Origin of the sequence: Olivibacter sp. LS-1 (genome assembly GCF_008245145.1) — a bacterium.
Taxonomy (GTDB): Bacteria; Bacteroidota; Bacteroidia; order Sphingobacteriales; family Sphingobacteriaceae; genus Olivibacter; species Olivibacter oleidegradans.
The window spans coordinates 1,356,659-1,381,267 of record NZ_CP041643.1 but is presented as its reverse complement, the minus strand read 5'-3'; the positions used below and the strand labels follow the sequence as shown (position 1 = coordinate 1,381,267).

Here is a 24,609-nt window from a genome sequence, read left to right as displayed (position 1 = left end):
AATTATTGGCATATTGCAGCTATTTTTAACCACCTAATATAATTGGTTCACGATCGACCATTTTAACAGTATTTTAATTAAAATAATATACATGAAGAAAACACTACTTAGCCTCTTAATTTTTGCTGCTACTATATCCGCCCGAGCGCAGGAGCAAAAGGGTTATCAAAGCCCACCCGCCAGTATTCAAGAGCTCTTGAACGCACCGAATACACCGGTTGTCCGGTTTAATAAAAGTGGTACCAAGTTATTGCTTTTACGCGTGCCTGATTATCCATCCATTGAAGATGTTTCCCAGCCCATTCTTGGCCTCGCCGGTTTACGTATTAATCCACTGAATAATTCTTCAGCCGTATCTACTACTTATACATCGATGGCGATCCAAGAAGTAAATTCAACCAATGAAAAACTGGTGGAAGGTTTACCAAAGTCGGCAAAGATTGGCAATATTACTTGGAGTCCGAATGAACAGTATCTTGCTTTCACAAATGCAACAAAAGAAGGAGTAGAGCTGTGGCTCGTCGATATCGAAAAGTTACAGGCCAAAAGAATATCCGAAAGATATGTAAATGATGCCTATGGGCGAACCTTACAATGGGCTCCTGAGGGTAATCAATTATTGGTACAGCTGCTTGTGGATGCAAGAGGTACGCAACCCCGGGAGAGCCTGGTCCCAAGTGGACCGATTATTCAGGAGAACATTGGCTTGGCGGCTCCATCCAGAACTTATCAGAATCTGCTAAAGAATCCTTACGACGAGACGCTTATGGATTACTTCTTAACTTCTCAACCTGCCTTGGTAAGTCTAAACGGTGAAGTGGAAAAGATCTTAGCTCCAGGAATTTATCGTGACCTAGCTTATTCTCCCAACGGTAAATATATACTTGCTCAAAAGGTGATACGCCCGTATTCTTATTTAGTGCCTATTTATTCCTTCCCATTTGAAAATATTATTTATACCGCTTGGGGAAAGGAAGTGAAAAAATTGGCGACATCTCCTTTAGCTGAAAATCTTCCAACCGGCTTTGATGCTGTCATTAGTGGCGCTAGGGAGTTTGGATGGCGTACCGATGCACCTGCCACTTTATACTGGGTAGAAGCACAGGATGGAGGTGACCCAAACAAAGAACAAGCCATCCGCGATGTAGTCTTTACCTTGAAAGCACCTTTTAATCGAGAGGCCGTTAAATTGACGTCAACCACTTTGCGATATCAAGGGATTGAATGGGGCAATAAGCAGTATGCTGTTTTAAAAGAAGAGTGGCGGAAAGATAGAAAAGAAAAGATGACGCTGATCCATCCGGAAACGGGAAAGATCGTTAAAGTCATTGCCGACCGCTCGTCTGAGGACAGTTATACCGATCCAGGCCAGTTCGTCCATACTGACGGACCTTACGACAGACCTGTCCTGTTATTCGAAAAAGAAGCAGAGCCTATGGCTTTCAGTATAGGAGTCGGATCTTCTCCGGAGGGCGATCGCCCCTTTTTGATGAAGTGGGGTTTGTTAAGCGATCGAAAGGACACCCTCTTTAAGTCTAAAGCCCCCTATTATGAAGAGCCCTTATTTTTTAATAATAAAGGCGTTGTATATGTTTCCCGCGAGTCCATAGAACAAGCACCGAACATTTATCGGATAGATTTGAAAAATGGCAATGGTATGTCGTTGACTACCTTTCCCGATCCTTATCCAAGTCTCAAAGGAGTTAGTAAACAGCAGTTATCTTATCCGCGTAAGGACGGCATTAAACTAACAGCAACCTTGTATTTACCCAAGGGTTATACCAAGGAACAAGGCCCGCTACCGGTTTTGATATGGGCTTACCCTAAAGAGTTTAAAAGTTTAAAGGCAGCAGGACAGGTAAAAGGCTCTCCATACCGTTTTACACGGCTTGCTTTTCGATCGCCCGTCTATTGGGTAACCCGTGGCTATGCGATTTTGGATCAAACCGACATGCCTATTGTGGGTGAAGGTAAGGAAGAGCCCAATGATACCTTTATCCAGCAAATTCAAGATAATGCGCAAGCCGTAATTGATTATGTTGTGGATATGGGTATTGCCGATCGAAACAGAATTGCTGTTGGAGGACACTCTTATGGAGCTTTTATGACGGCAAATCTGTTAGCCCATACCAATCTTTTTGCTGCGGGAATAGCTCGAAGTGGTGCGTATAATAGAACCCTTACACCTTTCGGTTTTCAGTATGAATCGAGGACCTATTGGGAGGCTCCCGAGGTGTATTATCAAATGTCGCCTTTCAGCTATGCAAATAAAATAAAAACACCTTTATTGATGACCCATGGCTTGGATGACGAAAATTCCGGGACTTTCCCTATACAAAGTGAAAGACTTTACAACGCCATTAAAGGCCATGGAGGAACGGTCCGTTTAGTATTGCTCCCGAAGGAATTTCATGGTTATCGAGCAAAGGAATCCATTATGCATACATTCTGGGAAATGGATTGTTGGCTTGAAAAATATGTCAAGAATAGAAAAGTAACCGATAAACAAACGGAATAATAATTGCAAAGGCGAAATTGCCAATTTTGTAAGCAATAAAAATTGTGTAATTTGCATCGGCTTAAATTATTAAATATGGCTGATATCGACCAGTTTATTGCAAAAATAACCGCTTCCTATCAACCGAAGGGTGAATTTATCTATCTTGGGGCCGGGATACTGGATGGAAACATTGTAGCACAAGCAGAGGTAAATCTTGCTTTAAAGATGATGAATCGGCATGGCCTGATTGCGGGCGCGACCGGTACCGGAAAGACACGTACACTTCAGCTCATCGCTGAGCAATTATCGGATGCCAATGTGCCTGTTTTTATGCTCGATGTAAAAGGCGATTTATCGGGTTTACATGAACCCGGAAAAACGAATGCGGCATTGGAAGAGCGGGGACAAGCGCTCGGGAGGCCTTTTGTGCCGTCGGGTTTTCCTATTGCGCTTTATTCGCTTTCGGGAGAACTTGGTGCACCGATGCGCGTCAAGATCAGTGATTTTGGACCGATCTTATTGGGACGGATTCTCGAGTTGAATGATACACAGACAGGCGTTCTTTCCGTTTTATTTAAGTATGCGGCGGACAAATCCTACCCTGTAATGGATCTGGAAGATCTAAAGAAATTATTAAATTACTTAACGTCAGAAGATGGTGCGCTCGAAATAAAGGAGAGCTACGGAAAAATCAGCAGTGCTACCTCTACTACCATTTTACGCAAAATCGTGGCTATAGAGCAACAAGGGCTTGGCCACATTTTTGGAGAGCCTGCATTGGACCTAAACGATTTGTTTGAACGCGTAGATGGGAAGGGGGTCGTCAGTCTGCTGAATATTTCGGATATTCAAAGTCAACCGCTTTTATTTTCTACTTTTCTGTTAAGCTTACTATCCCAATTGTTTGAACAGATGCCGGAAGTAGGCGACTTAGATAAACCTAAGCTTATCTTCTTTTTTGATGAGGCACACCTTCTCTTCAATGGAGCTTCGAAAGCGTTTTTGGGTAAAATAGAGCAAATTATCCGCCTCATACGATCAAAAGGAATAGGTGTATTTTTTTGCACGCAAGCAGCTACTGATGTGCCCGACACCGTATTGGGCCAACTGGGAAATCGCGTTCAGCATGCCTTACGAGCGTTCACACCGAATGATGCGGAAGCATTGCGCAAAACAGCAAAAACCTATCCGCATTCCGACTTTTACGAAATAGACAAAACCCTAACCGGTTTAGGTACCGGACAGGCCATCATTACGGTCTTAAATGACAAAGGAATCCCCACGGAAGTGGTAGCGACTCACCTTATTCCACCGAGAGCGGTCATGGGGCCTTTGGATAAAGCTAGCTACGATGCCCTGGTAAATGAGTCGGCCATTTATGGCAAATACAAGGAGGCTGTTAACACACGAAGTGCAGCTGATATATTGGAGGAAAATGAAAAGGAAACAATCGTAGCGGAAGAGGAAAAACCGATACAAAAAAAAGGGGCAGGTAGTAGCTCGAGAGAAACACCTATGGAGGCCATGGCTAAGAGCGCATCACGGACACTCGGACGTGAGGGCATCAAGTTTTTAACCAAACTCGGAACTGCAATTATAGCATCGCTTATTGGCGGAAAAAAAAGAAAAAACTAAAAAAAATAACAACGTTAACTAATAATAAATTAAAGAAAAGAATGAAACCCACCTTATTGATTTTAGCAGCAGGTATGGCTAGCCGTTACGGAAGTATGAAACAAATCGATGCCTTTGGTCCCAATGGGGAAACGATCATTGATTATTCGATTTATGATGCGATCAAGGCGGGATTTGGAAAGGTAAGCTTTATTATCCGTGAAGAGTTTGCCGAACCATTTAAAGCTATTTTTGAACCTAAACTAAAGGGGAAAATAGAAACTGACTATGTTTATCAAGGCACGGATCTTCGAAAATATGGCATTGATAAAGATATTGAAAGAGCAAAACCTTGGGGAACGGCACATGCTGTTTTAGAGGCCCACAATCAGATAAACGAACCTTTTTGTGTGATTAATGCGGATGATTTTTACGGTTATGATGCTTTCGAAAAAATGGCGAAATTTTTGACTACGGAGGTGTCGGACGAAACATTCTCGTTGATGGGCTATCAGGTTGATAAAACCTTATCAGACCATGGTACTGTTTCACGCGGTGTATGTGCGGTGAACAGTCAAGGAAATATGACGGCCATTAATGAACGCACGCAAGTGTACTTCAAAGAGGTTAACGGCGAAAAGAAAGTTTTTTATGAGGAAAATGGTGTAGAGACTGAAATCCCCAACGATACACGTGTATCTATGAACTTTTGGGGTTTTACACCGGCTGTATTTGAAGAAACGAAAAAGCTTTTTATCGATTTTGTAGAAGCCAATCAGCACAATCCGAAAGCAGAATTTTTTATTCCTTTAGTAGCTGATAGTCTAATCCAATCCGGCAAAGCGGCTTTTAAAGTAATTCCAACGGCTGAAGAGTGGTTCGGTGTTACTTATAAAGAAGATAAACCGATTGTTCAAAAGTGTATTTCTACGCTCGTTGAAAAAGGAGTTTATCCTGCTAAGTTATTTTAGCGCAAGGTTAAGTCGTTAAGTGGCGAAGTAGTTAAGTAGTTAGTAAATGGCGGGAATTGGTTAATATGGAGTAGTTAATAAGGGCTATTCACTATTCCCTTATTAACTATTTAACTACTCTACTACTCAACGAACCTAAAGCGTTTCCTTCAACCAAGTGAAGAATTCACGTTGCCATACAATGGCATTCTGAGGTTGCAATACCCAATGGTTCTCTTCGGGGAAATAAAGCAATCTGCTTTTTATTCCTTTTAGCTGCGCCAACTGGAAAGCTCCTAAACCTTGTTCGATGCCCACACGAAAATCCTTCCCGCCCTGTACAATTAATATAGGTGTGTCCCATTTATCTGCGTAGCTTATCGGATTAAATTGTGTATAAGCTTTCGGTGTGGGTTGCTGCCAATAGTTGCCTCCCAGTTCCTTGTTGGCAAAGAAAAGTTCTTCCGTAGTGCCATACCAACTGCGTGTATCGAAAAGGCCATCATGTGCAATAAAGGTTTTGAATCTATTTTCGTGTACTCCTGCAAGCATAAATACCGAATAGCCTCCGTAGCTTGCACCTACAGCACCCAATCGATTTTTGTCGACATAAGGCTCTTTGGCTACATCATCAATGGCACTTAAATAATCGCGAATAGGCTGTCCTCCCCAATCGCCGCTAATAGAGCGATTCCATTCCACACCGTGTCCGGGCATTCCTCTCCTGTTGGGTGCTACCACAATATAGCCTTGTGCGGCGATTAACTGCATATTCCATCGGAAAGAGTAGAATTGCGATAAAGCTGCCTGTGGCCCGCCTTGACAATACAACAAAGTCGGATATTTCTTATTGGCATCAAAATCAGGTGGGTAAATGACCCACGAAAAGAGATCTTTTCCGTCTGTTGCTTTGGTGATACGACCTACCACCTTGCTCTGGGCGATCGAAGCGTTCAATTCATCGTTTACATGGCTCAATTGCTTCAGTTCTTTAGATTTACGGTTAAATGTGTAGAGTTCGGCTGCATGGTTCATATCGGTCCGACTTACAAGCAATAGGTCACCGCTTTCACCATTTACCGAAGTGATATCATAATCGCCCTTGGTTAATTGTTTCACCTGTTTAGCGCCAACTTTGCTTAAATCTTTTGAAAGTGCGATTTCAAAAAGTTGAATCGTTCCTGCGGTGGGAGCTGTAAACCAAATTTTGGAGCCGTCTGCACTCCAAAGGAAACCACCTACCGTCTCATCCCAATCCTTGGTTAAGTTATAGGTTGTTGACGTTTTCAGATCGCGGACAATTAGATCATTTTTATCCGATTCGTAACCATCTTCTTTCATGCTCAACCAAGCCAGGTAGTTAGCATCCTTACTAAAAGCCGGTGCTACATCGTAACCCATCATTCCGTCGCTTAGATTTTTGGTTTGTTTGCGCTCGATATCGTAAGCATAGAGATCGGTATTGGTACTTTGTGCATAGTCTGTTCCGAATTTCTTTTTGCAAACATAGATGATTTGCTTACTGTCGGGGCTCCAAACCATATCTTCCGCACCTCCGAATGGTTGTTGCGGGGTGAAGTAAGGCTCATCAGCCATGATGTCAACCGGCTTACCAATTATGCCGTTTTGATAGCTTGCATAAAAAACGTGGGAAAACTTCCCATTAAACCAAGTGTCCCAATGGCGATTATTCAAGGAATTGAAAATGTAGGCATCGGATTTCTTAAGATCCTCATACTTATCGGCGCTTTGCACTTTTTGCAAGGCTACTTCCTGAGAGAATAAGATATACTGTCCATTTGGTGAAATTTTAACATTACTCAATTCCCCATCAAATTTCGTCAGCTGTTTAGGTTCTTCTTTACCCGATTCCAGAAGCCACAATTGGCCCTTACTTAAGTAAAGTATATTGCCGTTTTGTTCCAAATGAACGAGTGTTTCACCTCCTTGGCTTTTAGTCAGTTGCAAGGCCTTGCCACCATTTAACGGAATTTTATAAAGATTACGTTCACTATTATTTTCCGCCAGATTGTAGTGTGTAACGCCATAAATGGCATATTTCTTATCGGGCGTTACCGCCTCTGCGCTAACCCGTCCCAATTTCCATAATAGTTCGGGCGTGAGCGGTTGCTGTGCTTTTACAGATCCTGCTGCCAAAATAGTCGCTAAAATTAAGGTTTTGTTCATGTGTGTGAAAAGTTCAAAAGTCAAAATTAAAAATTCAAAAGGAAAAAAGCTACCGATCGCATCTGCTCATTGGCTGGCTTTCACTATAACTAAGCTATAAACACCGTACTTTACGGGTGTGCCCGAGCTCCGCTTGCCGGACACCCTTAAAATATCTTTCCCGGATTCAGGATGCCTTTCGGGTCAAACACCTTTTTGATACCGCGCATGAGGTCTAAATGGAGGGCGGAATACTTTAAGGGCATATATTCTTTTTGAACCAAACCGATACCATGTTCGCCGGAAATAGTTCCGCCCAGCTCGATGGTTAAGTCGAATATTTCTTTGATTCCTTCCTTCAGCTTATGGTGCCAGTCGTGCTCAGTCATTTCTCCCTTGATAATATTAACATGCAGATTGCCATCGCCCGCATGACCGTAACAGATCGATTCAAAGCCATAGCGTGTGCCGATTGCTTTGATACCTCTAATCAAGGTGGGCAGCGTTGCACGTGGAACTACCGTATCTTCTTCTTTATAAATGGAATTGGCTTTCACCGATACAGGCATGGTACGACGTAGGCGCCACAAGGTTTCTTTCTGGTTAGCCGTGTCTGCCAACAAAACATCCAAGCAGTTTTTTTCTTCCAGTACTTGGTTCACCTCTTCACATTGCAGCATCAGCTCGTCGAGGCTGTTTCCATCCAACTCAATTAATAAGAAAGCTTCCATTTCCGGAAGAAGATTAAATTGAACCTGATCATAAGAGATGACCCATTCAACGCCCTTTCGCTCCATAAACTCTACAGCGGATGGAATAATACCTTTTCTAAAAATGGCACCAACTGCTTCGCAGGCTTCCTCATTGGATGCAAAGGAAGCGAAAAGTAATAAGTCTTGCTTAGGTTTCGGAATTAATTTAAGCACTGCTTTACAAATAATACCCAAGGTGCCTTCTGAACCGATAAATAGTTGAGTAAGGTTATAGCCCGACGCATATTTCAAGGTGTTTGCACCTGTCCAAATCAGTTCTCCCGTAGGGAGGGCCACCTGTAAATTGAGTACATATTCGCGGATTGTTCCGTATTTCACAACACGCGGGCCACCGCTGCCATGAGAAATGTTCCCGCCGATGAAGCAAGATCCTTTGCTGGCCGGATCAACGGGGTACAGAAGATCCTTCGTAGCAGCTAAATTGATTAACTCTTCTGTAACAACGCCGGGTTCAACAGTTGCCTGCAAATTTCTTTCATCGATGGCTATAATCTTGTTCATACGTTGCATCGCGATCATCAAGCCTCCATAAATAGCCAGGGAGCCGCCCGATAGCCCGGTACCGGCGCCCCGAGGTGTAACAGGGACGCTGTGCTCATGGCAGATTTTTAGGAGAGCAGCTACCTCTTCTGCCGTTTCCGGTAGGGCAATAAGGTCTGGTGAATAGTGTAAATCTTCTGTCTCGTCATGCGCGTAGTCTTGCAATACAGCGGGATCGCTCACTAAACGATCTTCGTTTATCGCCTGCTTGAATAATTGCAGAATATCCGGTGTAATTTTATTCAACATGTTTTAGCGTTCAGCTTTCGGCTGTCAAAAGTCAGCCCGATTTCGGTTTATATTACGAAGCTATAACCTTAAGTGCCCGATTGCCAGTATAAACTTACTTCAGCAGTTGCAGCATCTCCACCGAAAGGCGGATTACTTTTTCTTAGGGATACCTCTATTTCATTTACCTCATGGAAATTTACCTTAATACTATTAAGTATGTTATCCACAACCGTTTCCAACAGTTTTTTCGGTTGAGCCATCTCCTCTTTGGCAATGCGATAAAGCTCTTCATAATTGATCGTTTTCACCAAATTATCATCCGTATTCAATGTAGGGTTGCTTACAAAGCAAATGATATCTAAAAAAAACTCGTTTCCAAGCATCTGCTCTTCGGGATAATAGCCATGGTAAGCATAAAAACGAGCATTTGTCAGTGCTATTTTTCTCTTATATTGCTCCATCCAACAAACTTAAGCATTTTCCTACTCAAAACTTTTTTGCCCGTCGGATGGTTGTATAAAAAAAGATTTTATGAGTCGAAGCAATTATATCATTTGGCCTGCAGCAATTATCCTGCTCACAAGCATTAGCAGTTGTGACTTTATTGCCGGAGTATTTAAAGGCGGCGTGTATGTTGGCGTCTTTTTAGTTATCATCGTCATTGCCATTATCGTATGGCTGATCAGTAAAGCAAGGCGTTAGTTATAAAACCTGTAAGCGAATCAGTTCTTCCTTCAACTGATCGGGGTTTTCAAAAGTAATACTTTGTATACCGAATTGACGGGCCGCATCTGTGTTTCTTATATTGTCGTCGATAAAAAGGCATTCATTCGCCATTAAGTGATATCGATCCAGCAATAACTGATAGAAGGCAGGATGTGGCTTTCTTAAACGTTCGGTACCTGAAACTAGGATGCCGTCAAAAAGGCTAAAGAAGTCAAATCGCCGTAGAGCAATGGGGAATGTTTCTGCCGACCAATTCGTGAGTCCGAACAGTTTGTGTTTTCCGGATTTTTTCAACTGTTCCAGGATCGCAACGGTTCCTGCTATCGGTCCTGCCAACATCTCTTCCCAACGGCCATAATAGGCTTCAATTAGCTCCTTTTTTTCCGGAAAACATTGAACAAGGGCCTCAGTTCCTTCCTTGAGGGTTCGGCCTTCATCTTGCTGCTCATTCCAGTCGGATGTACAAACATTCCCCAGGAATTCCTCCATCGCTGCCTCCTCAGCAAAAAGTTTTTTATAAAGATACTTGGGGTTCCAGTCGACTAAAACGCCTCCGAAATCGAAGATAATGTTCTTGAACATAGCTAAAGTTTATTGGCTAAACTTAGCTAATTTGTCTGAATATGCAAAAAAGCGCTACACTTGTTTGTTCCCAAAAAGGAACTAATAAAAAAATGCGAAACACAATTATCGAACATAAAAAAAGCCGCAATGAATATTGCGGCTTCTTTATTAAGAATTGAAAAAAAACTTATTTTTTATCATCATCTTTTACTTCCTCAAAATCTACATCAGTTACTTCATCTCCGGTATTGCCAGGCTGTTGTGCTTCTCCCTGAGGGGCACCCTGAGCACCGGCTTCCTGAGAAGCTTTGTACATTTCTTCAGAAGCTGCATTCCAAGATGCTTGCAATTCTGTTTGTGCAGTTTCCAAGGCCGCGAAATCTTTAGCAGCGTAAGCCTCTTTTAATTTGGCCAAACCACTTTCGATCGGTGCTTTCTTGTCGGCACTGATTTTATCGCCATACTCTTTCAACTGTTTCTCTGTGGAGAAGATAAGCGCATCTGCTGCATTTAGCTTATCCACTTCTTCTTTGGCTTTTCTATCTGCGTCAGCATTCGCTTCTGCGTCGGCCTTCATTTTCTTGATTTCCTCATCACTTAAGCCTGAAGAAGCTTCGATACGGATTTTTTGTTCTTTCCCGGTTGCTTTATCTTTCGCGGATACGTGTAAAATACCGTTTGCATCAATATCAAATGTTACTTCAATTTGTGGCACGCCACGAGGTGCTGCCGGAATTCCATCTAAGTGGAAACGACCAATCGTACGGTTCTGTGCCGCCATAGGACGTTCCCCTTGCAAAATATGAATCTCTACCGAGGGCTGGTTATCCGAAGCCGTGGAGAACACTTCCGATTTTTTAGTTGGGATCGTTGTATTTGCTTCAATCAGCTTAGTCATTACACCTCCCATGGTTTCAATACCCAATGACAAAGGCGTTACGTCTAATAGCAATACATCTTTCACTTCACCGGTTAATACACCGCCTTGAATAGCTGCCCCTAAAGCAACCACCTCATCCGGGTTAACCCCTTTAGAAGGCTCCTTACCGAAGAAGCTCTTCACTGCTTCTTGTATAGCCGGAATACGAGTAGAACCACCTACCAGAATAATTTCATCGATTTCACTGGTTGAAAGACCGGCATTTTTCAAGGCTGATCTACAAGGATCGATGGTACGTTTGATTAAGTCTGAAGCCAAAGACTCGAATTTAGCACGGCTTAAGTTACGCACCAAGTGCTTTGGCCCGGTTGCATCAGCCGTGATATATGGTAAATTGATTTCGGTAGAAGATGTGCTGGAAAGTTCGATCTTTGCTTTCTCTGCAGCTTCTTTCAAGCGTTGCAAAGCCATGGCATCTTTACTTAAATCCAATCCGCCATTATCGCTCTTAAATTCTTCAACTAACCAATCAATAATTACTTGATCGAAGTCGTCCCCCCCTAGATGGGTATCGCCGTCTGTAGATTTCACTTCAAATACACCATCACCTAACTCAAGAACGGAAACGTCATGCGTACCACCACCGCAGTCGAACACAACAATCTTCATGTCCTTGTGCGCCTTATCCAAACCATAAGCTAAGGCAGCGGCTGTAGGCTCATTAATGATACGTTTAACATTTAACCCGGCGATTTCGCCTGCTTCTTTAGTAGCCTGGCGTTCGGCATCGTTAAAGTAGGCTGGAACAGTAATAACGGCTTCTGTTACCTCCTGACCCAAAAAATCTTCTGCCGTCTTTTTCATCTTCTGCAAAATCATGGCAGAAAGCTCTTGTGGTGTGTATTTCCGATCACCAATTTCAACGCGAGGTGTATTATTGTCGCCTTTTACTACTTTATAAGGTACTCGGGCGGCTTCTTCGGTCACTTCATCAAAACGTCTACCCATAAAGCGCTTAATGGAGTAAACAGTCTTTTGAGGATTGGTAATGGCCTGACGTTTAGCAGGATCTCCCACCTTACGTTCACCATTATCTACAAAACCTATGATAGAAGGTGTGGTACGTTTACCTTCATTGTTTGCTATAACTACCGGCTCATTACCTTCCATTACAGCGACGCAAGAGTTGGTAGTACCTAAGTCAATTCCAATAATTTTAGACATATCTTATTTGTTTATATTTACAATTTGCTGTTTTCTAATACAAATTATCAATGCCTGTGCCAAGTTCACGTTTACGACATAATGTCAGCCCGCTTGCCTCTCAGGCAAAGGCTCCTTTTTATGATACGAAAAAGTATAGCAGCGTTATGTGAAGCTATTCTTCAACATAGCTACTGAATGATGCAAGCAGGGTCAACTTAGTTTTCGATAACCTAGTAAACAGCATCACAATGCGTATCAATTAGTTCTCCAATTGCAATAAAGACTCCAAATAGTGTTTCTCCAAACCAAAAAAAGCCTTTGTTTGGTTAATCTGTAATAGAATCTGCTTTCGGCGTTCTGCCGGTATGGATGATGTTTTACTGGCCACGATCAGCACATTTTTTGGTGTGTGTGCATCGGATATAAATTCGAGCACTTTGGTTTTATAGCCGTAATACTCCAGGAATAACGTCCTTAAAGCATCTGTCAACATTTCAGCCTGTCGTTCTAAAAAGATGCCAAATCGCGTAATAGGTTGAATTTCGGCAGTCATCACAGCCCTTTCCATTTGCCGTCTGACTTGTTTGTGACAGCAAGGCGCTACGACTATAAGCTTTGCGCCGGCCTTAATACCTTGATAGATTGCATCATCAGTCGCCGTGTCACAGGCATGTAAAGCCACTAACATATCCATGTTTGGCTCATCATACTCCACAATGGCACCTTGCTGAAACTTTAACAAAGGAAATGCAGCTTGTTGTGCAATGCGGTTACACAAGCTTACTAAATCTTCGCGAAATTCAACACCTGTAACTTCCACTTCCTTCAATCCCAACACGTTGTAGAGGTAGTCATAGAGTGCAAAGGTCAAATAGCCTTTTCCCGACCCCATATCCACCACTTTCTTCAGGTTTTCCTTGCCTATATCCTGAATCAAAGGACGCAATAGCTCTATATAGTGATTAATTTGCTTAAATTTATCTTGGGCATTTTTATAGACTTGCCCGGTGGCGTCCGTAATTCTTAGCTCGTGCAAGTAGCTTTTGTTAGTCCCGGGCTTAATCAGTCGATGCTTTTCTTTATCGTGCGCCAAAGATGGCTGCTGTTTAATAGACGCCGTTTTAACCTGTAACCTCTCCTGCCCACTTTGGTTACGCGTCCAATAAAAGTCATTATTTGTAGTAAATAAGGTAGCAGCATAAAATCCATGCTTCAGGTAGCTCTCAACTTGTGCGACACCTGTTTCAATATCCAAATTTTTAACCAGGTCGCGCCGACGGAAGCGATGGGTAAAGTTTAACTTGGGTTCGCGTTTCACCAGGATGAGCCTTACATGGATTTGTTTTAACTCATGCTCATCTCCCCGGTAATTTCCGAGCGACAATTTAACAAAGTTATCTTCCTGTAGGCTCGACTTCAACTGAAAAATGAATGTTTCGATCGATGTGGGATTTTCCATACAATTGCCTTTTTATAAAAGCTTCCGGTTGATCTTGCATATGCGATAAACAAAAAATCCCCTAAAAAGGGGATTTTCGATGATTAAATGCTACAAAGCAATTACTCGGCATCCTTTGCCTCTTCAGCGGAAGCTTCCGGTTCAGCTTTTGCCTTTGCTTTTTTCTGTTTAGGAGCCTCTTCAGCAGTTTCTTCTGCGGCAGGAGCTTCCTCAACTGGTGCAGTAGCTTCTTCAGCAGTAGCTACTACTTCTTGCTCATCAGCCTTTGCCGATGCCTTTTTCTTTGCACCACGACGACGAGTCGATTTCTTCTCAACCTTCGCACCACCGGTAGCGTATACTTCGTTGTAGTCGACCAATTCGATCAATGCTACTTCTGCATTGTCGCCGGGACGGTTTGCCAACTTGATAATACGTGTATAACCACCCGGACGATTAGCCACTTTCTCGGAAATCTCGCGGAACAGGATGGTTACTGCTTCTTTGTCTTTTACGTAGCTGAATACAGTACGACGAGAATGCGTAGTATCGCTCTTTGATTTAGTGATCAAAGGCTCTACATATGTACGAAGCGCCTTTGCTTTTGCTAAGGTAGTTACGATGCGCTTATGTTTGATAAGCGATACGGCCATGTTAGACAATAGGGCCTTACGATGGCTAGCTGTGCGGCCTAAGTGATTAATTTTTTTTCCGTGTCTCATTGTTCTTTGTTTTGTGCATACCGTTCTTGTCTAATTCAAAAGTCAAAAGCCAAAATTAAAAAACCATTACAGCTCATCTTTCATGCGGCACAAAGCGTACCTTTTTAATTTTTACCGTCCCTACGGGAGGCAAGCTTTTACTTTTTACTTTACAAGAGGAATTATGCAACAGGTCGCTTAATTATTCCTATTTATTCTTCATCCAGTTTGTATTTCGACAAATTCATACCGAAGGACAAACCTTTAGATTTTACAAGTTCTTGAATCTCTGTAAGAGATTTTTTACCGAAGTTTCTAAACTTAAGCATATCAGCTACATCATAAGAAACCAACTCGGCTAAGCTACGGATGTCAGCAGCTTTTAAACAATTTAATGCACGTACAGAAAGATCTAAGTCAACCAATTCAGTTTTCAAGATCTTACGCATATGCAAGATTTCCTCATCCACCTCTTTTGTCTCCTCCTTCGTTTGAGATTCCAATAGAATGTTCTCATCCGAGAATAACATAAAGTGATGAATTAAGATTTTAGCAGCTTCTTTCAATGCATCTTCCGGATGGATTGAACCATCAGTAGAAATATCCAATAAAAGCTTCTCGTAATCTGTTTTCTGCTCTACACGGAAGTTCTCGATCGTATATTTCACATTCTTGATCGGTGTATAGATAGAGTCAATTGCGATAACCCCTACTGCTGCATCGGCAACTTTATTCTCTTCAGCATTGACATAACCACGGCCTTTGTTTACGGTTAACTCTACTTCCAAAGTTACAGAGCTCTCCATATTACAAATAACCAAGTCAGGATTGAGTACAGTAAAGTTGTTAGAATGACTGGTAATATCTCCAGCTTTAAATTGATCTTGACCGTTGATTACAACAAAAATCTTTTCTGAATCTCCTGATTCTCCTGTTTTCTTAAAACGTACCTGTTTAAGATTCAGGATAATCTCAGTCACATCCTCTACTACCCCAGTGATGGTAGAAAATTCATGTGAGACACCGGAGAAACGAACAGAAGTAATTGCATAACCTTCTAATGAAGATAACAAAATACGGCGTAGAGCATTACCTATGGTTACACCGAAACCCGGCTCTAACGGTCGAAATTCAAACGTTCCGTCAAAATCCGTGGATTTTTGCATAATAACTTTATCCGGTTTCTGAAATGCTAAGATTGCCATTTATTTCTAATTAATTGTTTGATTGAAATGATTGCAAGCAAACAAGTACCCGGAATGAACCGGATACTTGTTTGCTGTATAAACTATTTAGAATACAACTCAACGATTAGCTGTTCCTTGATATTTTCAGGAATCTCATCGCGGTTAGGATAATTCAAGAACTTACCTGTAAGTCCGTTAGCATCCCATTCTAACCAGCTATATTTATTTTGTTTTCTACCGGCAACGGAATTCGCAACAGCTTCCAACGTTTTAGAACGCTCTCTAACAGCGATAACATCGCCGGGGCGTACGCTGTACGAAGGAATGTTGACTACCTGACCGTTTACGGTGATATGTTTGTGTCCTACTAATTGACGGGCTCCGGCACGTGTAGGTGCAATACCTAAACGAAAGACCGTATTATCTAAACGAGCCTCTAAGAATTTGAGCAAGTTCTCCCCTGTAATGCCTTCTTTTGAAGCAGCTTTATCGAAAAGGTTAGCGAACTGACGCTCTAATACACCATAGGTATATTTTGCTTTTTGTTTTTCTTGCAGCTGAATAGCGTATTCAGACTGTTTACCACGGCGTTTTGAAACTCCGTGCATACCCGGAGGGTAATTTTTACGCTCTAATGCTTTATCAGGACCAAAAATCGGTTCTCTGAATTTACGGGCTATTTTGGACTTAGGTCCGGTATATCTTGCCATTTTTTTTCTCTTTTAAAGTATCATCTAACCCAAGGCTAGAGAATCTTAGCTTTAAAAATCCGTTAATTAAACTCTTCTCCTTTTTGGTGGACGACAACCATTGTGCGGAAGTGGGGTAATATCTTTTATTGAAGTCACCTCAATACCCTGAGTTTGTAAAGTACGAATGGCAGACTCACGTCCGGCACCTGGTCCTTTTACAAAAACTTCAACTTTACGCAAGCCTAAATCATGCGCAACTTTACCACAATCGCTAGCAGCCTGTGAGGCAGCATAAGGGGTGTTCTTTTTCGAACCTTTGAAGCCCATTTTACCGGCAGACGACCAAGAAATTGTTTGACCTTGGTTGTTGGTAAGTGTTACAATGATATTGTTAAAGGTTGCATTGATATGAGCCTGACCAACAGGTTCAATCACCACAATACGCTTCTTGGTTACTTTTTTACTTTTAGCCATTGTATTGTATCAATTATTATTTAGTAGCTTTTTTCTTGTTAGCAACAGTCTTACGCTTTCCTTTACGGGTACGTGAGTTGTTCTTTGTACGTTGCCCACGAAGTGGTAAACCCTTACGATGACGTAAACCACGGTAACAGCCGATATCCATTAAACGCTTAATGTTTAGCTGTACCTCCGAACGCAAAGCACCTTCTACTTTTACACGATCGTTGATGATTGTACGAATTGCTGTTAACTGATCATCAGTCCATTCCTGTACCTTTGTATCCTCATCAATACCCGCTTCAGCTAAAATGCTCTTTGCGGTTGAAAGACCGATACCATAGATATAAGTAAGTCCGATTACTCCTCTTTTGTTTCTTGGTAAATCTATACCTGCTATCCTTGCCATATTTATTATTACGGTTAAAAGGCTTAAGGTTTAAGGTCTAAGCAATAAAGAAAACCTTTTGCCTTTTTCCTCACACCTATTTACCTCTAAATGTTATCCCTGACGTTGTTTAAACTTAGGATTCTTTTTGTTAATTACAAATACTTTTCCTTTACGGCGGATGATTTTACAATCAGCGCTACGTTTTTTGATAGATGCTCTAACTTTCATCTCTTATAATTATTCGTTATTATTCGTTTTGTTAACGGAATCTTTCTTTCGATGCCGTATTTATTATGTTCACCGAGAACAATCGTTTAAAACCTATAGATCACAAGCGAACAAAGGGCGCATCAATTGCCTGTTCTGTTCTCCTTATTTATACCGATATGTTATTCTACCTTTTGTTAAATCGTAAGGAGACATCTCTAACTTTACCCTATCCCCCGGCAATATCTTAATGTAATGCATCCGCATCTTGCCGGATATATGTGCGATAATTTCGTGTCCATTTTCCAACTCTACACGAAACATAGCATTCGATAATGCTTCTTTAATGACGCCGTCTTGTTCAATAGAGGCTTGTTTAGCCATATGTTATTGATTATTATGTATTTATAAACCCTGCACAAACAGGGATGCAAAGTTAAAAATAAAAATGCTGATTATCAACCTTTTTTGTTTAAAACTTCTTCAATGTATGAAAAGGTGGTTAAAACATCAGCTTTGCCTTTACTTACTGCTACGGTATGCTCAAAATGAGCCGATGGTTTTTCATCAATTGTACTGACGGTCCAACCATCCTCCCAAAAACGAACGCCGGCTTTCCCTAAATTGATCATAGGCTCGATCGCGATGACCATTCCCCGCTCCAACTTCGTTCCCTTGCCGCGCTGTCCATAATTTGGCACTTCCGGTTTCTCATGAAGGTGGATCCCCACCCCATGGCCAACCAACTCCTTTACAATTCCATAGCCGTAAGTACGCACATGCTCCTGTACAGCAAAGGAAATATCGCCTACCCGCTTTCCCACAACTGCCTGTTCTACGCCTTTATCCAAACTCTCCTTCGTTACACGCAAGAGTTGATCTACCTCTGCAGATACGGCTCCTACGGAAAACGTATAAGCTGAATCACTGATGTAACCATTCAATACTACACCGCCATCGACACTGATGATATCTCCCTCTTTCAATTCATAACTCCCGGGGAAACCATGAACAATCTGGTCGTTTACTGAAATACAAAGCGAATATGGGAATCCGTTATAGTTGAGAAAAGCGGGAGTTCCGCCATGGTCCTGAATAAATGTAAATGCTAATTTATCCAAGTCAATGGTTTTTACTCCCGGTTCTATTTCTTTTGCTATTTCCGCCAGTGTTCTGGAAAGTACATCGGCACTTTTGCGGATCTGTTCGATATCTTCGTCTGACTTATAAATCAATTTCGACATGCTCGCCTCTATATTGTTGGATCTGCTACACCACTTGCTACAGCAGTACGACCCTTAACGCGACCGGTTTTCATCAAACCGTCATAGTGGCGCATGAGCAAATGACTTTCTATCTGTTGAAGTGTATCAAGCACTACTCCTACTAAAATCAGTAAAGAAGTACCTCCGTAAAAATGTGCAAATTGACTGTTAACGCCTAATAAACTAGCAATCGCGGGCAATATTGCAATGATTGCTAAGAAAATCGATCCCGGCAATGTGATTTTGGATATGACACTATCAATATAACCACTGGTAGCCAAACCGGGTTTTACCCCAGGAATGAAACCTCCATTTTTCTTCATGTCATCCGACATCTGCTGAGGGTTCACCATAATAGCTGTATAGAAAAACGTAAAGGCAATAATTAAAATCGCAAACGTTACATTATACGCTACGGAAGTAAAGTTACTCAATGAAGTCAAAAACGATGATTGAAGATTCGGAAAAAATTGGGCCAACGTAGTGGGTATAAACATAATTGCTTGCGCAAAGATGATGGGCATTACACCGGCTGAGTTCACTTTTAATGGTATGTATTGCCGTACCCCCCCGTATTGCTTGTTACCAACAATTTTCTTGGCGTACTGTACCGGGATCTTACGGACACCTTGTACGATAAGGATCGTAAACACCACCACAAAGAACAAAGCTGCTATCTCAACAATGAAGGGAATTAAGCCACCATGACCATCCATGCGTGAAGCCCATTCACTCAACATACCACTCGGCAATTGTGCAATGATACCCACCATGATGATCAAAGAAATACCGTTCCCGATACCTTTATCAGTAATCTTCTCCCCTAACCACATCACAAACATGGTTCCTGCGGTTAAAATGAAGGTACCAACAAGCGTAAAGAACGGTTCATCCATCGTTTTGGCTTCCGGGCTAATCTGCGACCTTAAATAAGCTACGGCTTGAACAAGGGTAATAGCAAGGGTCAAGTAACGGGTTATCTGTGTCATCTTCTTCCGTCCACTTTCGCCTTCTTTTTGTAGTTTCTGAAAATACGGAACGGCAATACCTAAGAGCTGCACCACGATGGATGCAGAGATGTAAGGCATTACCCCTAACGCAAATATTGCCGAACGGGAGAAAGACCCACCGGCAAACATATTAAGTAAACCCAATATACCATCCTTCGCTTCCTGACTGAGCGACTGCGGATTAACACCGGGTAATACGATATGAGAACCTACACGGTAAATCAAAAGAAATAGAAGCGTATTTAAAATACGCGTTCTTAAGTCTTCGATCTTCCATATATTGGTTAAGGTTGTGATTAGCTTCTTCATTTAATTAAAGTTTTACGATCGAACCGCCTGCAGCTTCAATTTGCTTTTGCGCAGTAGCAGAGAATGCATGTGCTTTAACTTCTAATTTTGCTTTAAGTTCCCCGCGGCCGAGTATTTTAACAAGGTCTTTTTTCGATACCAAGCCGTGTTCTCTCAGCGACTCAAAATCAATACTCGTTAAATTATACTTCTCTGCCAAACCTTGCAATACATCTAGGTTGATACCTATATATTCTACACGGTTAGGATTCTTAAAACCAACTTTAGGAAGCCTACGTTGAAGCGGCATCTGCCCACCTTCAAACCCGATTTTTGTACTGGTTCCGGAACGTGACCCGGCACCTTTATGTCCACGTGTTGATGTTCCACCACGGCCTGAACCTGTACCACGACCAATACGTTTTCTACTCTTAACTGAACCTGCAGCAGGTTTTAAATTTGATAAGTTCATGATTAATACAAACTTCTATGTTTCCCTTCGCTTTCACTAATCAGGGAGAACGGTTAAAACGATAAAATTACCTAAAAATTGTCATCCTTTCCACCAAAAGGGAAAAGGACGACAATCTATAAAAATAATTTTAAATTATAAACTCTCAACGGCAACTAAATGGTTAACTTTTCTAACCATCCCAATAATCGCTGGGGTAGCCTCAACCTCTACAGACTTATTGATCTTGGTTAAACCAAGAGCCTGCATGGTTCTTTTCTGGCGCTCGCTTCTGTCGATTACGCTTTTAATCTGTGTGATTTTTATCTTCGCCATTTGCTTATCCATTAAATACTTTATTTAGATCAACACCGCGGTTTTGAGCTACTGTATAAGCATCACGCATTTTTGTCAACGCATCGATTGTCGCTTTCACCACGTTATGAGGGTTTGAAGAACCGGTTGATTTTGCCAATACGTCGGTGATACCGGCACTTTCCAAAACGGCACGCATCGCACCGCCTGCTAGTACTCCTGTACCGTGAACTGCCGGCTTAATCAAAACGGAACCACCGGAATATTTACCCAATTGCGCATGAGGAACTGTTCCTTTGATTACAGGAACTTTGACCAAGTTCTTTTTAGCGTCATCAACACCTTTGGCGATGGCTTCGGTAACCTCTTTCGCTTTACCTAAACCATAACCTACTACACCGTTCTCATCCCCTACTACTACAATAGCCGAGAAACTAAACGTACGACCACCTTTAGTCACTTTAGCAACACGTTGAATACTAACCAAACGGTCTTTTAGTTCGATTTCGCTTGATTTTACTCGTTTAATATTATTTACTGACATCTCTCTGTTTTAATTAAAAGTCTAAACCGCCTTCACGAGCACCTTCGGCCAACGACTTAACGCGGCCGTGGTATAAATACCCGTTACGGTCAAAAACTACTTGGTTAATTCCTGCTGCTTTAGCTTTCTCGGCAATTAATTTACCGACAGCTTTAGACTGCTCAGATTTCGTGCCACTTGCACTGAAATCTTTTGATGAAGAGGATGCGGAAACTAAGGTTTTACCAGTAACATCATCGATAACCTGTGCATAGATTCCTTTATTGCTTCTATATACAGAAAGACGAGGACGCTCTGCAGAACCGGATAAGTGTTTTCTGATCCCTTTTTTAATTCGCTCTCTGCGAGATGATTTACTTCCTGCCATGATGATTATTTTTTAGCTGATTTACCTGCTTTTCTTCTTAATACTTCACCAGCAAACTTGATACCCTTACCTTTGTATGGCTCAGGTGCACGTAACGAACGGATTTTCGCTGCTACTTGACCAATCAATTGCTTATCGATAGATTCTAACGTGATTGTCGGGTTTTTTCCCTTTTCTGCCGTAGTAGTTACCTTTACTTCTTTAGGTAATACCATAACGATATGGTGAGAATAACCTAAAATTAGGTCTAAGGTACTTCCTTGATGACTTGCGCGGTAACCTACACCCACTAGCTCCTGGGTAGTTTTGTATCCTTCGGTAACACCAATCACCATGTTATTGATCAAGGCTCTGTATAAACCGTGCAATGACTTGTGATTTTTGCTATCTGTAGGACGTTTGATTACAATATTACCGTTCTCTTGTGATACAGTGATCGCTGAATCAACTTGCTGTGTTAATTCACCTTTTGGCCCTTTGACAGTTACCAGGTTCTTTTCAGAAACAGTAACGGTAACACCGGCAGGGATCGCAATAGGTGCTTTTCCAATTCTTGACATCGTGTGTTTTCCTCCTGATTAATAAACGTAACATAAAACTTCACCACCAATGTTTAGGTTCTTTGCTTCCTTATCGGTCATGACTCCTTTTGAAGTCGATAAGATGGCAATCCCTAATCCATTTAATACACGTGGCATAGTTTCCACACCTGCATACTTTCTTAAACCTGGTTTACTCACACGTGTCAAAGTGCGAATAGCAGGAACTTTGGTTATCGGATGATATTTCAAGGCAATCTTAATCGACCCTTGAACGTTTTTCTCCTCAAACTTGTAGTTCGCGATGTAACCTTTGTCAAAAAGAACTTTAGTGATTTCCTTTTTTAGGTTTGATGCAGGAATTTCAACAACCCTGTGGTTGGCCTTAATGGCATTCCTTACTCGTGTAAGGTAATCTGCTATTGAATCTGTATTCATTTGTTAAAAATTTGATAGTGGTTTCCATTGCCCCCATGGCCCCAGACCTGCTATCGGTTAATAGTATTATAAGTAATAAGTTATAAGTTGTACGTAGTAAGTTTTAAGGCCTTGCTAACGTATAACTTATAACTTAAAAAAACTACCAAGAAGCTTTTTTCACTCCCGGGATCTTACCAGCTAGGGCCATTTCACGGAAAGTAACCCGTGAAATACCAAACTGACGCATATACCCCTTAGGACGTCCTGTCAATTTGCAACGGTTGTGCAAGCGGACAGGAGAAGCATTTTTTGGTAATTTATCTAATGCTGCATAATCACCTTCTGCTTTTAAAGCAGCACGCTTCTCAGCGTATTTGGCAACCAATCTGGCACGTTTAACTTCACGTGCTTTAATTCCTTCTTTAGCCATTAGTAGTATTTTGATTTTTGAATGGTAAACCGAACTGTTTAAGTAATTCCAGCGCTTCAACGTCTGTGTTTGCCGTTGTTACAAAAGTAATATCCATACCCATAATTTTATTGATCTTGTCAATATTGATTTCAGGGAAGATAATTTGCTCTGTTACACCCAGGGTATAGTTACCACGGCCGTCAAACCCTTTATCGTTAATACCTTTAAAGTCGCGGATACGTGGTAAAGCGACAGCGATTAGACGATCCAGGAATTCATACATTTTGCTATCGCGTAAAGTTACGTGCACACCAACCGGCATACCCTTACGCAATTTAAAGTTTGAAATATCCTTTTTCGATTTTGCTGCTACAGCCTGTTGTCCTGTGATGGTGGTCATTTCGTTGACAGCCGTTTCAATTAACTTCTTGTCGGTGGTAGCGCCACCTACTCCTTGGTTAACTGAAATCTTCACCAACTTAGGAACCTGCATAACGCTTTTATACTGAAACTTCTCTTTCAGTGCGCTGCGAATCTCTTCTTTATATTTTGCTTTTAATCTTGGTACGTAAGTCATTACTTAATCTCCTCCCCTGATTTTTTAGCCACACGAACTAACTTTCCTTCGCTATTTTTCTGACGGCCTACACGGGTAATTTTACCCGACTTAGGGTCGATCAATGCCAAGTTAGAAATGTGAATTGGTGCTTCCTTTTTAATAATACCACCGTTAGGGTTGGCTGCATTAGGTTTTGTATGTTTAGATACTAAATTAGCACCTTCAACAACTGCACGATTCTTATCGATAATTACTTCCAAAACCTTACCCTGTGTTCCTTTAGAATCACCGGCAATAACCTGTACCAAATCGCCTTTACGGATTTTTAATTTAATCTTTCCCATTTTATAAAACCTCCGGTGCTAATGATACAATTTTCATGAACTGTTTTTCACGAAGTTCTCTGGCAACAGGGCCGAAGATACGTGTACCACGTGGTTCATCCTGATTATTTAACAATACAGCCGCATTGTCATCAAAACGGATGTAGGAACCGTCTTTACGACGAACTTCCTTCTTCGTTCTAACAACCACTGCTTTAGAGACTGTTCCTTTCTTTACGTTTCCGGAAGGGATAGCACTTTTAACGGTTACAACGATCTTGTCGCCTAATGATGCATAACGCTTACCGGTACCGCCCAATACACGGATCACTAAAACTTCTTTAGCTCCGCTGTTGTCGGCCACTGTTAGTCTTGATTCCTGTTGTACCATGTTACTTAGCCCTTTCTAAAATTTCAACTAATCTCCAATTTTTAGTTTTACTCAGCGGACGAGTTTCCATAATCAACACCGTATCGCCGATACCGCAGGTGTTTTGTTCGTCATGAGCCTTGAATTTGGTAGTTTTCTTTACGAACTTACCATAGATAGGGTGTTTTACTTTACGTTCAACAGCCACTACAATGGATTTATCCATTTTGTTGCTTACTACCAAGCCGATCCTTGTTTTTCTTAAATTTCTTTCCATTTTCGACTTAAATTATTGCGCTTCAGCGGCTGTTTCCTGTGCTTGTTTAGCTTCTGCATTTTTAATCGCAGAAAGTGCTGTATTTAAACGAGCAATTAACTTTCTAGCTGTTTTAATCCGAAGCGGATTCTCTATAGCAGAAACAGCATGAGCAAATTTCAACTTATTGAGGGCAGCCTTTTCTTCTGCGATACGGGCTACTAGTTCCTCTTTTGACAATTCTAAAATTTCTGAATTTTTCATT

Annotated in this window: 31 protein-coding genes; 4 read left to right on the top strand and 27 right to left on the bottom strand. The window is 41.6% G+C overall.

From position 1 onward, the window contains the following. Nucleotides 1–91: 91 nt before the first annotated feature. The 3 genes from FKG96_RS05700 (at nucleotide 92) to FKG96_RS05690 (ending at nucleotide 5,085) form a co-directional block, all read left to right on the top strand. The gene (locus FKG96_RS05700) at nucleotides 92–2,518 is read left to right on the top strand and encodes a prolyl oligopeptidase family serine peptidase (RefSeq protein ID WP_149105191.1); all 2,427 of its coding nucleotides are present in this window, start codon (nucleotides 92–94) and stop codon (nucleotides 2,516–2,518) included. Between the two features lie 75 nt (nucleotides 2,519–2,593). Then, nucleotides 2,594–4,135 carry a helicase HerA-like domain-containing protein gene (locus FKG96_RS05695; protein WP_149105190.1) on the top strand — a complete coding sequence of 514 codons (1,542 nt, stop codon included), beginning with the start codon at nucleotides 2,594–2,596 and terminating at the stop codon, nucleotides 4,133–4,135. A gap of 41 nt (nucleotides 4,136–4,176) precedes the next feature. Next, nucleotides 4,177–5,085, top strand: coding sequence for a sugar phosphate nucleotidyltransferase (locus FKG96_RS05690; protein WP_013665037.1), 909 nt, complete (start codon nucleotides 4,177–4,179; stop codon nucleotides 5,083–5,085). A gap of 135 nt (nucleotides 5,086–5,220) precedes the next feature. Here the strand turns inward: FKG96_RS05690 and FKG96_RS05685 are convergent, their stop codons facing one another. The 3 genes from FKG96_RS05685 to folB all read right to left on the bottom strand — a co-directional run bounded on the left by FKG96_RS05685 (nucleotide 5,221) and on the right by folB (nucleotide 9,235). Further along, nucleotides 5,221–7,251, bottom strand: coding sequence for a S9 family peptidase (locus FKG96_RS05685; protein WP_130854396.1), 2,031 nt, complete (start codon nucleotides 7,249–7,251; stop codon nucleotides 5,221–5,223). 146 nt (nucleotides 7,252–7,397) lie between these two features. After that, nucleotides 7,398–8,792, bottom strand: coding sequence for an FAD-binding oxidoreductase (locus FKG96_RS05680; RefSeq protein ID WP_149105189.1), 1,395 nt, complete (start codon nucleotides 8,790–8,792; stop codon nucleotides 7,398–7,400). A gap of 68 nt (nucleotides 8,793–8,860) precedes the next feature. Continuing rightward, nucleotides 8,861–9,235: a dihydroneopterin aldolase gene (folB, locus tag FKG96_RS05675; protein ID WP_149105188.1), complete on the bottom strand. Its 375-nt coding sequence runs from the start codon at nucleotides 9,233–9,235 to the stop codon at nucleotides 8,861–8,863. A 70-nt stretch (nucleotides 9,236–9,305) separates the two neighbouring features. On the opposite strand from folB, the gene FKG96_RS26660 reads away from it, so the two are divergent. Continuing rightward, the gene (locus FKG96_RS26660) at nucleotides 9,306–9,476 is read left to right on the top strand and encodes a hypothetical protein (RefSeq protein ID WP_013665033.1); all 171 of its coding nucleotides are present in this window, start codon (nucleotides 9,306–9,308) and stop codon (nucleotides 9,474–9,476) included. Here FKG96_RS26660 and FKG96_RS05670 read toward each other — a convergent pair whose 3' ends face one another. The 24 genes from FKG96_RS05670 to rpmC form a co-directional block, all read right to left on the bottom strand. After that, on the bottom strand, nucleotides 9,477–10,082 hold the full coding sequence (locus FKG96_RS05670) for an HAD family phosphatase (protein ID WP_149105187.1): 606 nt from the start codon (nucleotides 10,080–10,082) through the stop codon (nucleotides 9,477–9,479). A 169-nt stretch (nucleotides 10,083–10,251) separates the two neighbouring features. Then, nucleotides 10,252–12,168, bottom strand: a complete 1,917-nt coding sequence (dnaK, locus tag FKG96_RS05665; protein ID WP_013665031.1) for a molecular chaperone DnaK — start codon at nucleotides 12,166–12,168, stop codon at nucleotides 10,252–10,254. Between the two features lie 241 nt (nucleotides 12,169–12,409). Next, nucleotides 12,410–13,609: an SAM-dependent methyltransferase gene (locus FKG96_RS05660; protein ID WP_149105186.1), complete on the bottom strand. Its 1,200-nt coding sequence runs from the start codon at nucleotides 13,607–13,609 to the stop codon at nucleotides 12,410–12,412. A 101-nt stretch (nucleotides 13,610–13,710) separates the two neighbouring features. Beyond that, nucleotides 13,711–14,310, bottom strand: coding sequence for a 50S ribosomal protein L17 (gene rplQ, locus FKG96_RS05655; RefSeq protein WP_130854400.1), 600 nt, complete (start codon nucleotides 14,308–14,310; stop codon nucleotides 13,711–13,713). A 191-nt stretch (nucleotides 14,311–14,501) separates the two neighbouring features. After that, nucleotides 14,502–15,494 carry a DNA-directed RNA polymerase subunit alpha gene (locus FKG96_RS05650; protein ID WP_013665028.1) on the bottom strand — a complete coding sequence of 331 codons (993 nt, stop codon included), beginning with the start codon at nucleotides 15,492–15,494 and terminating at the stop codon, nucleotides 14,502–14,504. Nucleotides 15,495–15,577: 83 nt separating this feature from the next. Then, complete coding sequence (gene rpsD, locus FKG96_RS05645; RefSeq protein WP_130854401.1) at nucleotides 15,578–16,186, bottom strand: 30S ribosomal protein S4; 609 nt, start codon at nucleotides 16,184–16,186, stop codon at nucleotides 15,578–15,580. A gap of 66 nt (nucleotides 16,187–16,252) precedes the next feature. Further along, complete coding sequence (gene rpsK / locus FKG96_RS05640; protein ID WP_013665026.1) at nucleotides 16,253–16,642, bottom strand: 30S ribosomal protein S11; 390 nt, start codon at nucleotides 16,640–16,642, stop codon at nucleotides 16,253–16,255. Nucleotides 16,643–16,658: 16 nt separating this feature from the next. After that, entirely contained in the window at nucleotides 16,659–17,036 is a 378-nt protein-coding gene (gene rpsM / locus FKG96_RS05635; protein WP_130854402.1) for a 30S ribosomal protein S13, read from the bottom strand. 93 nt (nucleotides 17,037–17,129) lie between these two features. Continuing rightward, a complete protein-coding gene (gene ykgO, locus FKG96_RS05630; protein WP_013665024.1) occupies nucleotides 17,130–17,246 on the bottom strand; it encodes a type B 50S ribosomal protein L36 in 117 nt (38 codons plus the stop codon). 144 nt (nucleotides 17,247–17,390) lie between these two features. Beyond that, nucleotides 17,391–17,609 carry a translation initiation factor IF-1 gene (infA, locus tag FKG96_RS05625; RefSeq protein WP_013665023.1) on the bottom strand — a complete coding sequence of 73 codons (219 nt, stop codon included), beginning with the start codon at nucleotides 17,607–17,609 and terminating at the stop codon, nucleotides 17,391–17,393. A 74-nt stretch (nucleotides 17,610–17,683) separates the two neighbouring features. Further along, nucleotides 17,684–18,469, bottom strand: coding sequence for a type I methionyl aminopeptidase (gene map / locus FKG96_RS05620; RefSeq protein WP_149105185.1), 786 nt, complete (start codon nucleotides 18,467–18,469; stop codon nucleotides 17,684–17,686). An 8-nt stretch (nucleotides 18,470–18,477) separates the two neighbouring features. Then, the gene (gene secY, locus FKG96_RS05615) at nucleotides 18,478–19,809 is read right to left on the bottom strand and encodes a preprotein translocase subunit SecY (RefSeq protein WP_013665021.1); all 1,332 of its coding nucleotides are present in this window, start codon (nucleotides 19,807–19,809) and stop codon (nucleotides 18,478–18,480) included. A 4-nt stretch (nucleotides 19,810–19,813) separates the two neighbouring features. After that, nucleotides 19,814–20,260: a 50S ribosomal protein L15 gene (gene rplO, locus FKG96_RS05610; RefSeq protein ID WP_013665020.1), complete on the bottom strand. Its 447-nt coding sequence runs from the start codon at nucleotides 20,258–20,260 to the stop codon at nucleotides 19,814–19,816. Nucleotides 20,261–20,395: 135 nt separating this feature from the next. Beyond that, the gene (gene rpmD, locus FKG96_RS05605) at nucleotides 20,396–20,575 is read right to left on the bottom strand and encodes a 50S ribosomal protein L30 (RefSeq protein WP_041388049.1); all 180 of its coding nucleotides are present in this window, start codon (nucleotides 20,573–20,575) and stop codon (nucleotides 20,396–20,398) included. A 4-nt stretch (nucleotides 20,576–20,579) separates the two neighbouring features. Beyond that, the gene (gene rpsE / locus FKG96_RS05600) at nucleotides 20,580–21,098 is read right to left on the bottom strand and encodes a 30S ribosomal protein S5 (RefSeq protein WP_013665018.1); all 519 of its coding nucleotides are present in this window, start codon (nucleotides 21,096–21,098) and stop codon (nucleotides 20,580–20,582) included. A gap of 13 nt (nucleotides 21,099–21,111) precedes the next feature. Beyond that, complete coding sequence (rplR, locus tag FKG96_RS05595; RefSeq protein ID WP_130854403.1) at nucleotides 21,112–21,465, bottom strand: 50S ribosomal protein L18; 354 nt, start codon at nucleotides 21,463–21,465, stop codon at nucleotides 21,112–21,114. Nucleotides 21,466–21,470: 5 nt separating this feature from the next. Continuing rightward, on the bottom strand, nucleotides 21,471–22,025 hold the full coding sequence (rplF, locus tag FKG96_RS05590; protein WP_013665016.1) for a 50S ribosomal protein L6: 555 nt from the start codon (nucleotides 22,023–22,025) through the stop codon (nucleotides 21,471–21,473). A gap of 18 nt (nucleotides 22,026–22,043) precedes the next feature. Then, entirely contained in the window at nucleotides 22,044–22,442 is a 399-nt protein-coding gene (rpsH, locus tag FKG96_RS05585) for a 30S ribosomal protein S8 (protein ID WP_013665015.1), read from the bottom strand. 142 nt (nucleotides 22,443–22,584) lie between these two features. Further along, the gene (gene rpsN / locus FKG96_RS05580; protein ID WP_013665014.1) at nucleotides 22,585–22,854 is read right to left on the bottom strand and encodes a 30S ribosomal protein S14; all 270 of its coding nucleotides are present in this window, start codon (nucleotides 22,852–22,854) and stop codon (nucleotides 22,585–22,587) included. Continuing rightward, a complete protein-coding gene (gene rplE, locus FKG96_RS05575) occupies nucleotides 22,847–23,413 on the bottom strand; it encodes a 50S ribosomal protein L5 (RefSeq protein WP_013665013.1) in 567 nt (188 codons plus the stop codon). The genes rpsN and rplE overlap by 8 nt, the downstream gene beginning before the upstream one ends. Then, nucleotides 23,413–23,739, bottom strand: a complete 327-nt coding sequence (gene rplX, locus FKG96_RS05570) for a 50S ribosomal protein L24 (protein WP_013665012.1) — start codon at nucleotides 23,737–23,739, stop codon at nucleotides 23,413–23,415. The genes rplE and rplX overlap by 1 nt, the downstream gene beginning before the upstream one ends. 1 nt (nucleotide 23,740) lies before the next feature. Further along, nucleotides 23,741–24,109 (bottom strand): 50S ribosomal protein L14, encoded by a 369-nt coding sequence (rplN, locus tag FKG96_RS05565; protein ID WP_013665011.1) that lies wholly within the window; start codon nucleotides 24,107–24,109, stop codon nucleotides 23,741–23,743. A 1-nt stretch (nucleotide 24,110) separates the two neighbouring features. Beyond that, nucleotides 24,111–24,365 carry a 30S ribosomal protein S17 gene (gene rpsQ / locus FKG96_RS05560; RefSeq protein ID WP_013665010.1) on the bottom strand — a complete coding sequence of 85 codons (255 nt, stop codon included), beginning with the start codon at nucleotides 24,363–24,365 and terminating at the stop codon, nucleotides 24,111–24,113. A 12-nt stretch (nucleotides 24,366–24,377) separates the two neighbouring features. Next, entirely contained in the window at nucleotides 24,378–24,608 is a 231-nt protein-coding gene (rpmC, locus tag FKG96_RS05555) for a 50S ribosomal protein L29 (protein ID WP_013665009.1), read from the bottom strand. Between the last annotated feature and the right edge of the window lies 1 nt (nucleotide 24,609).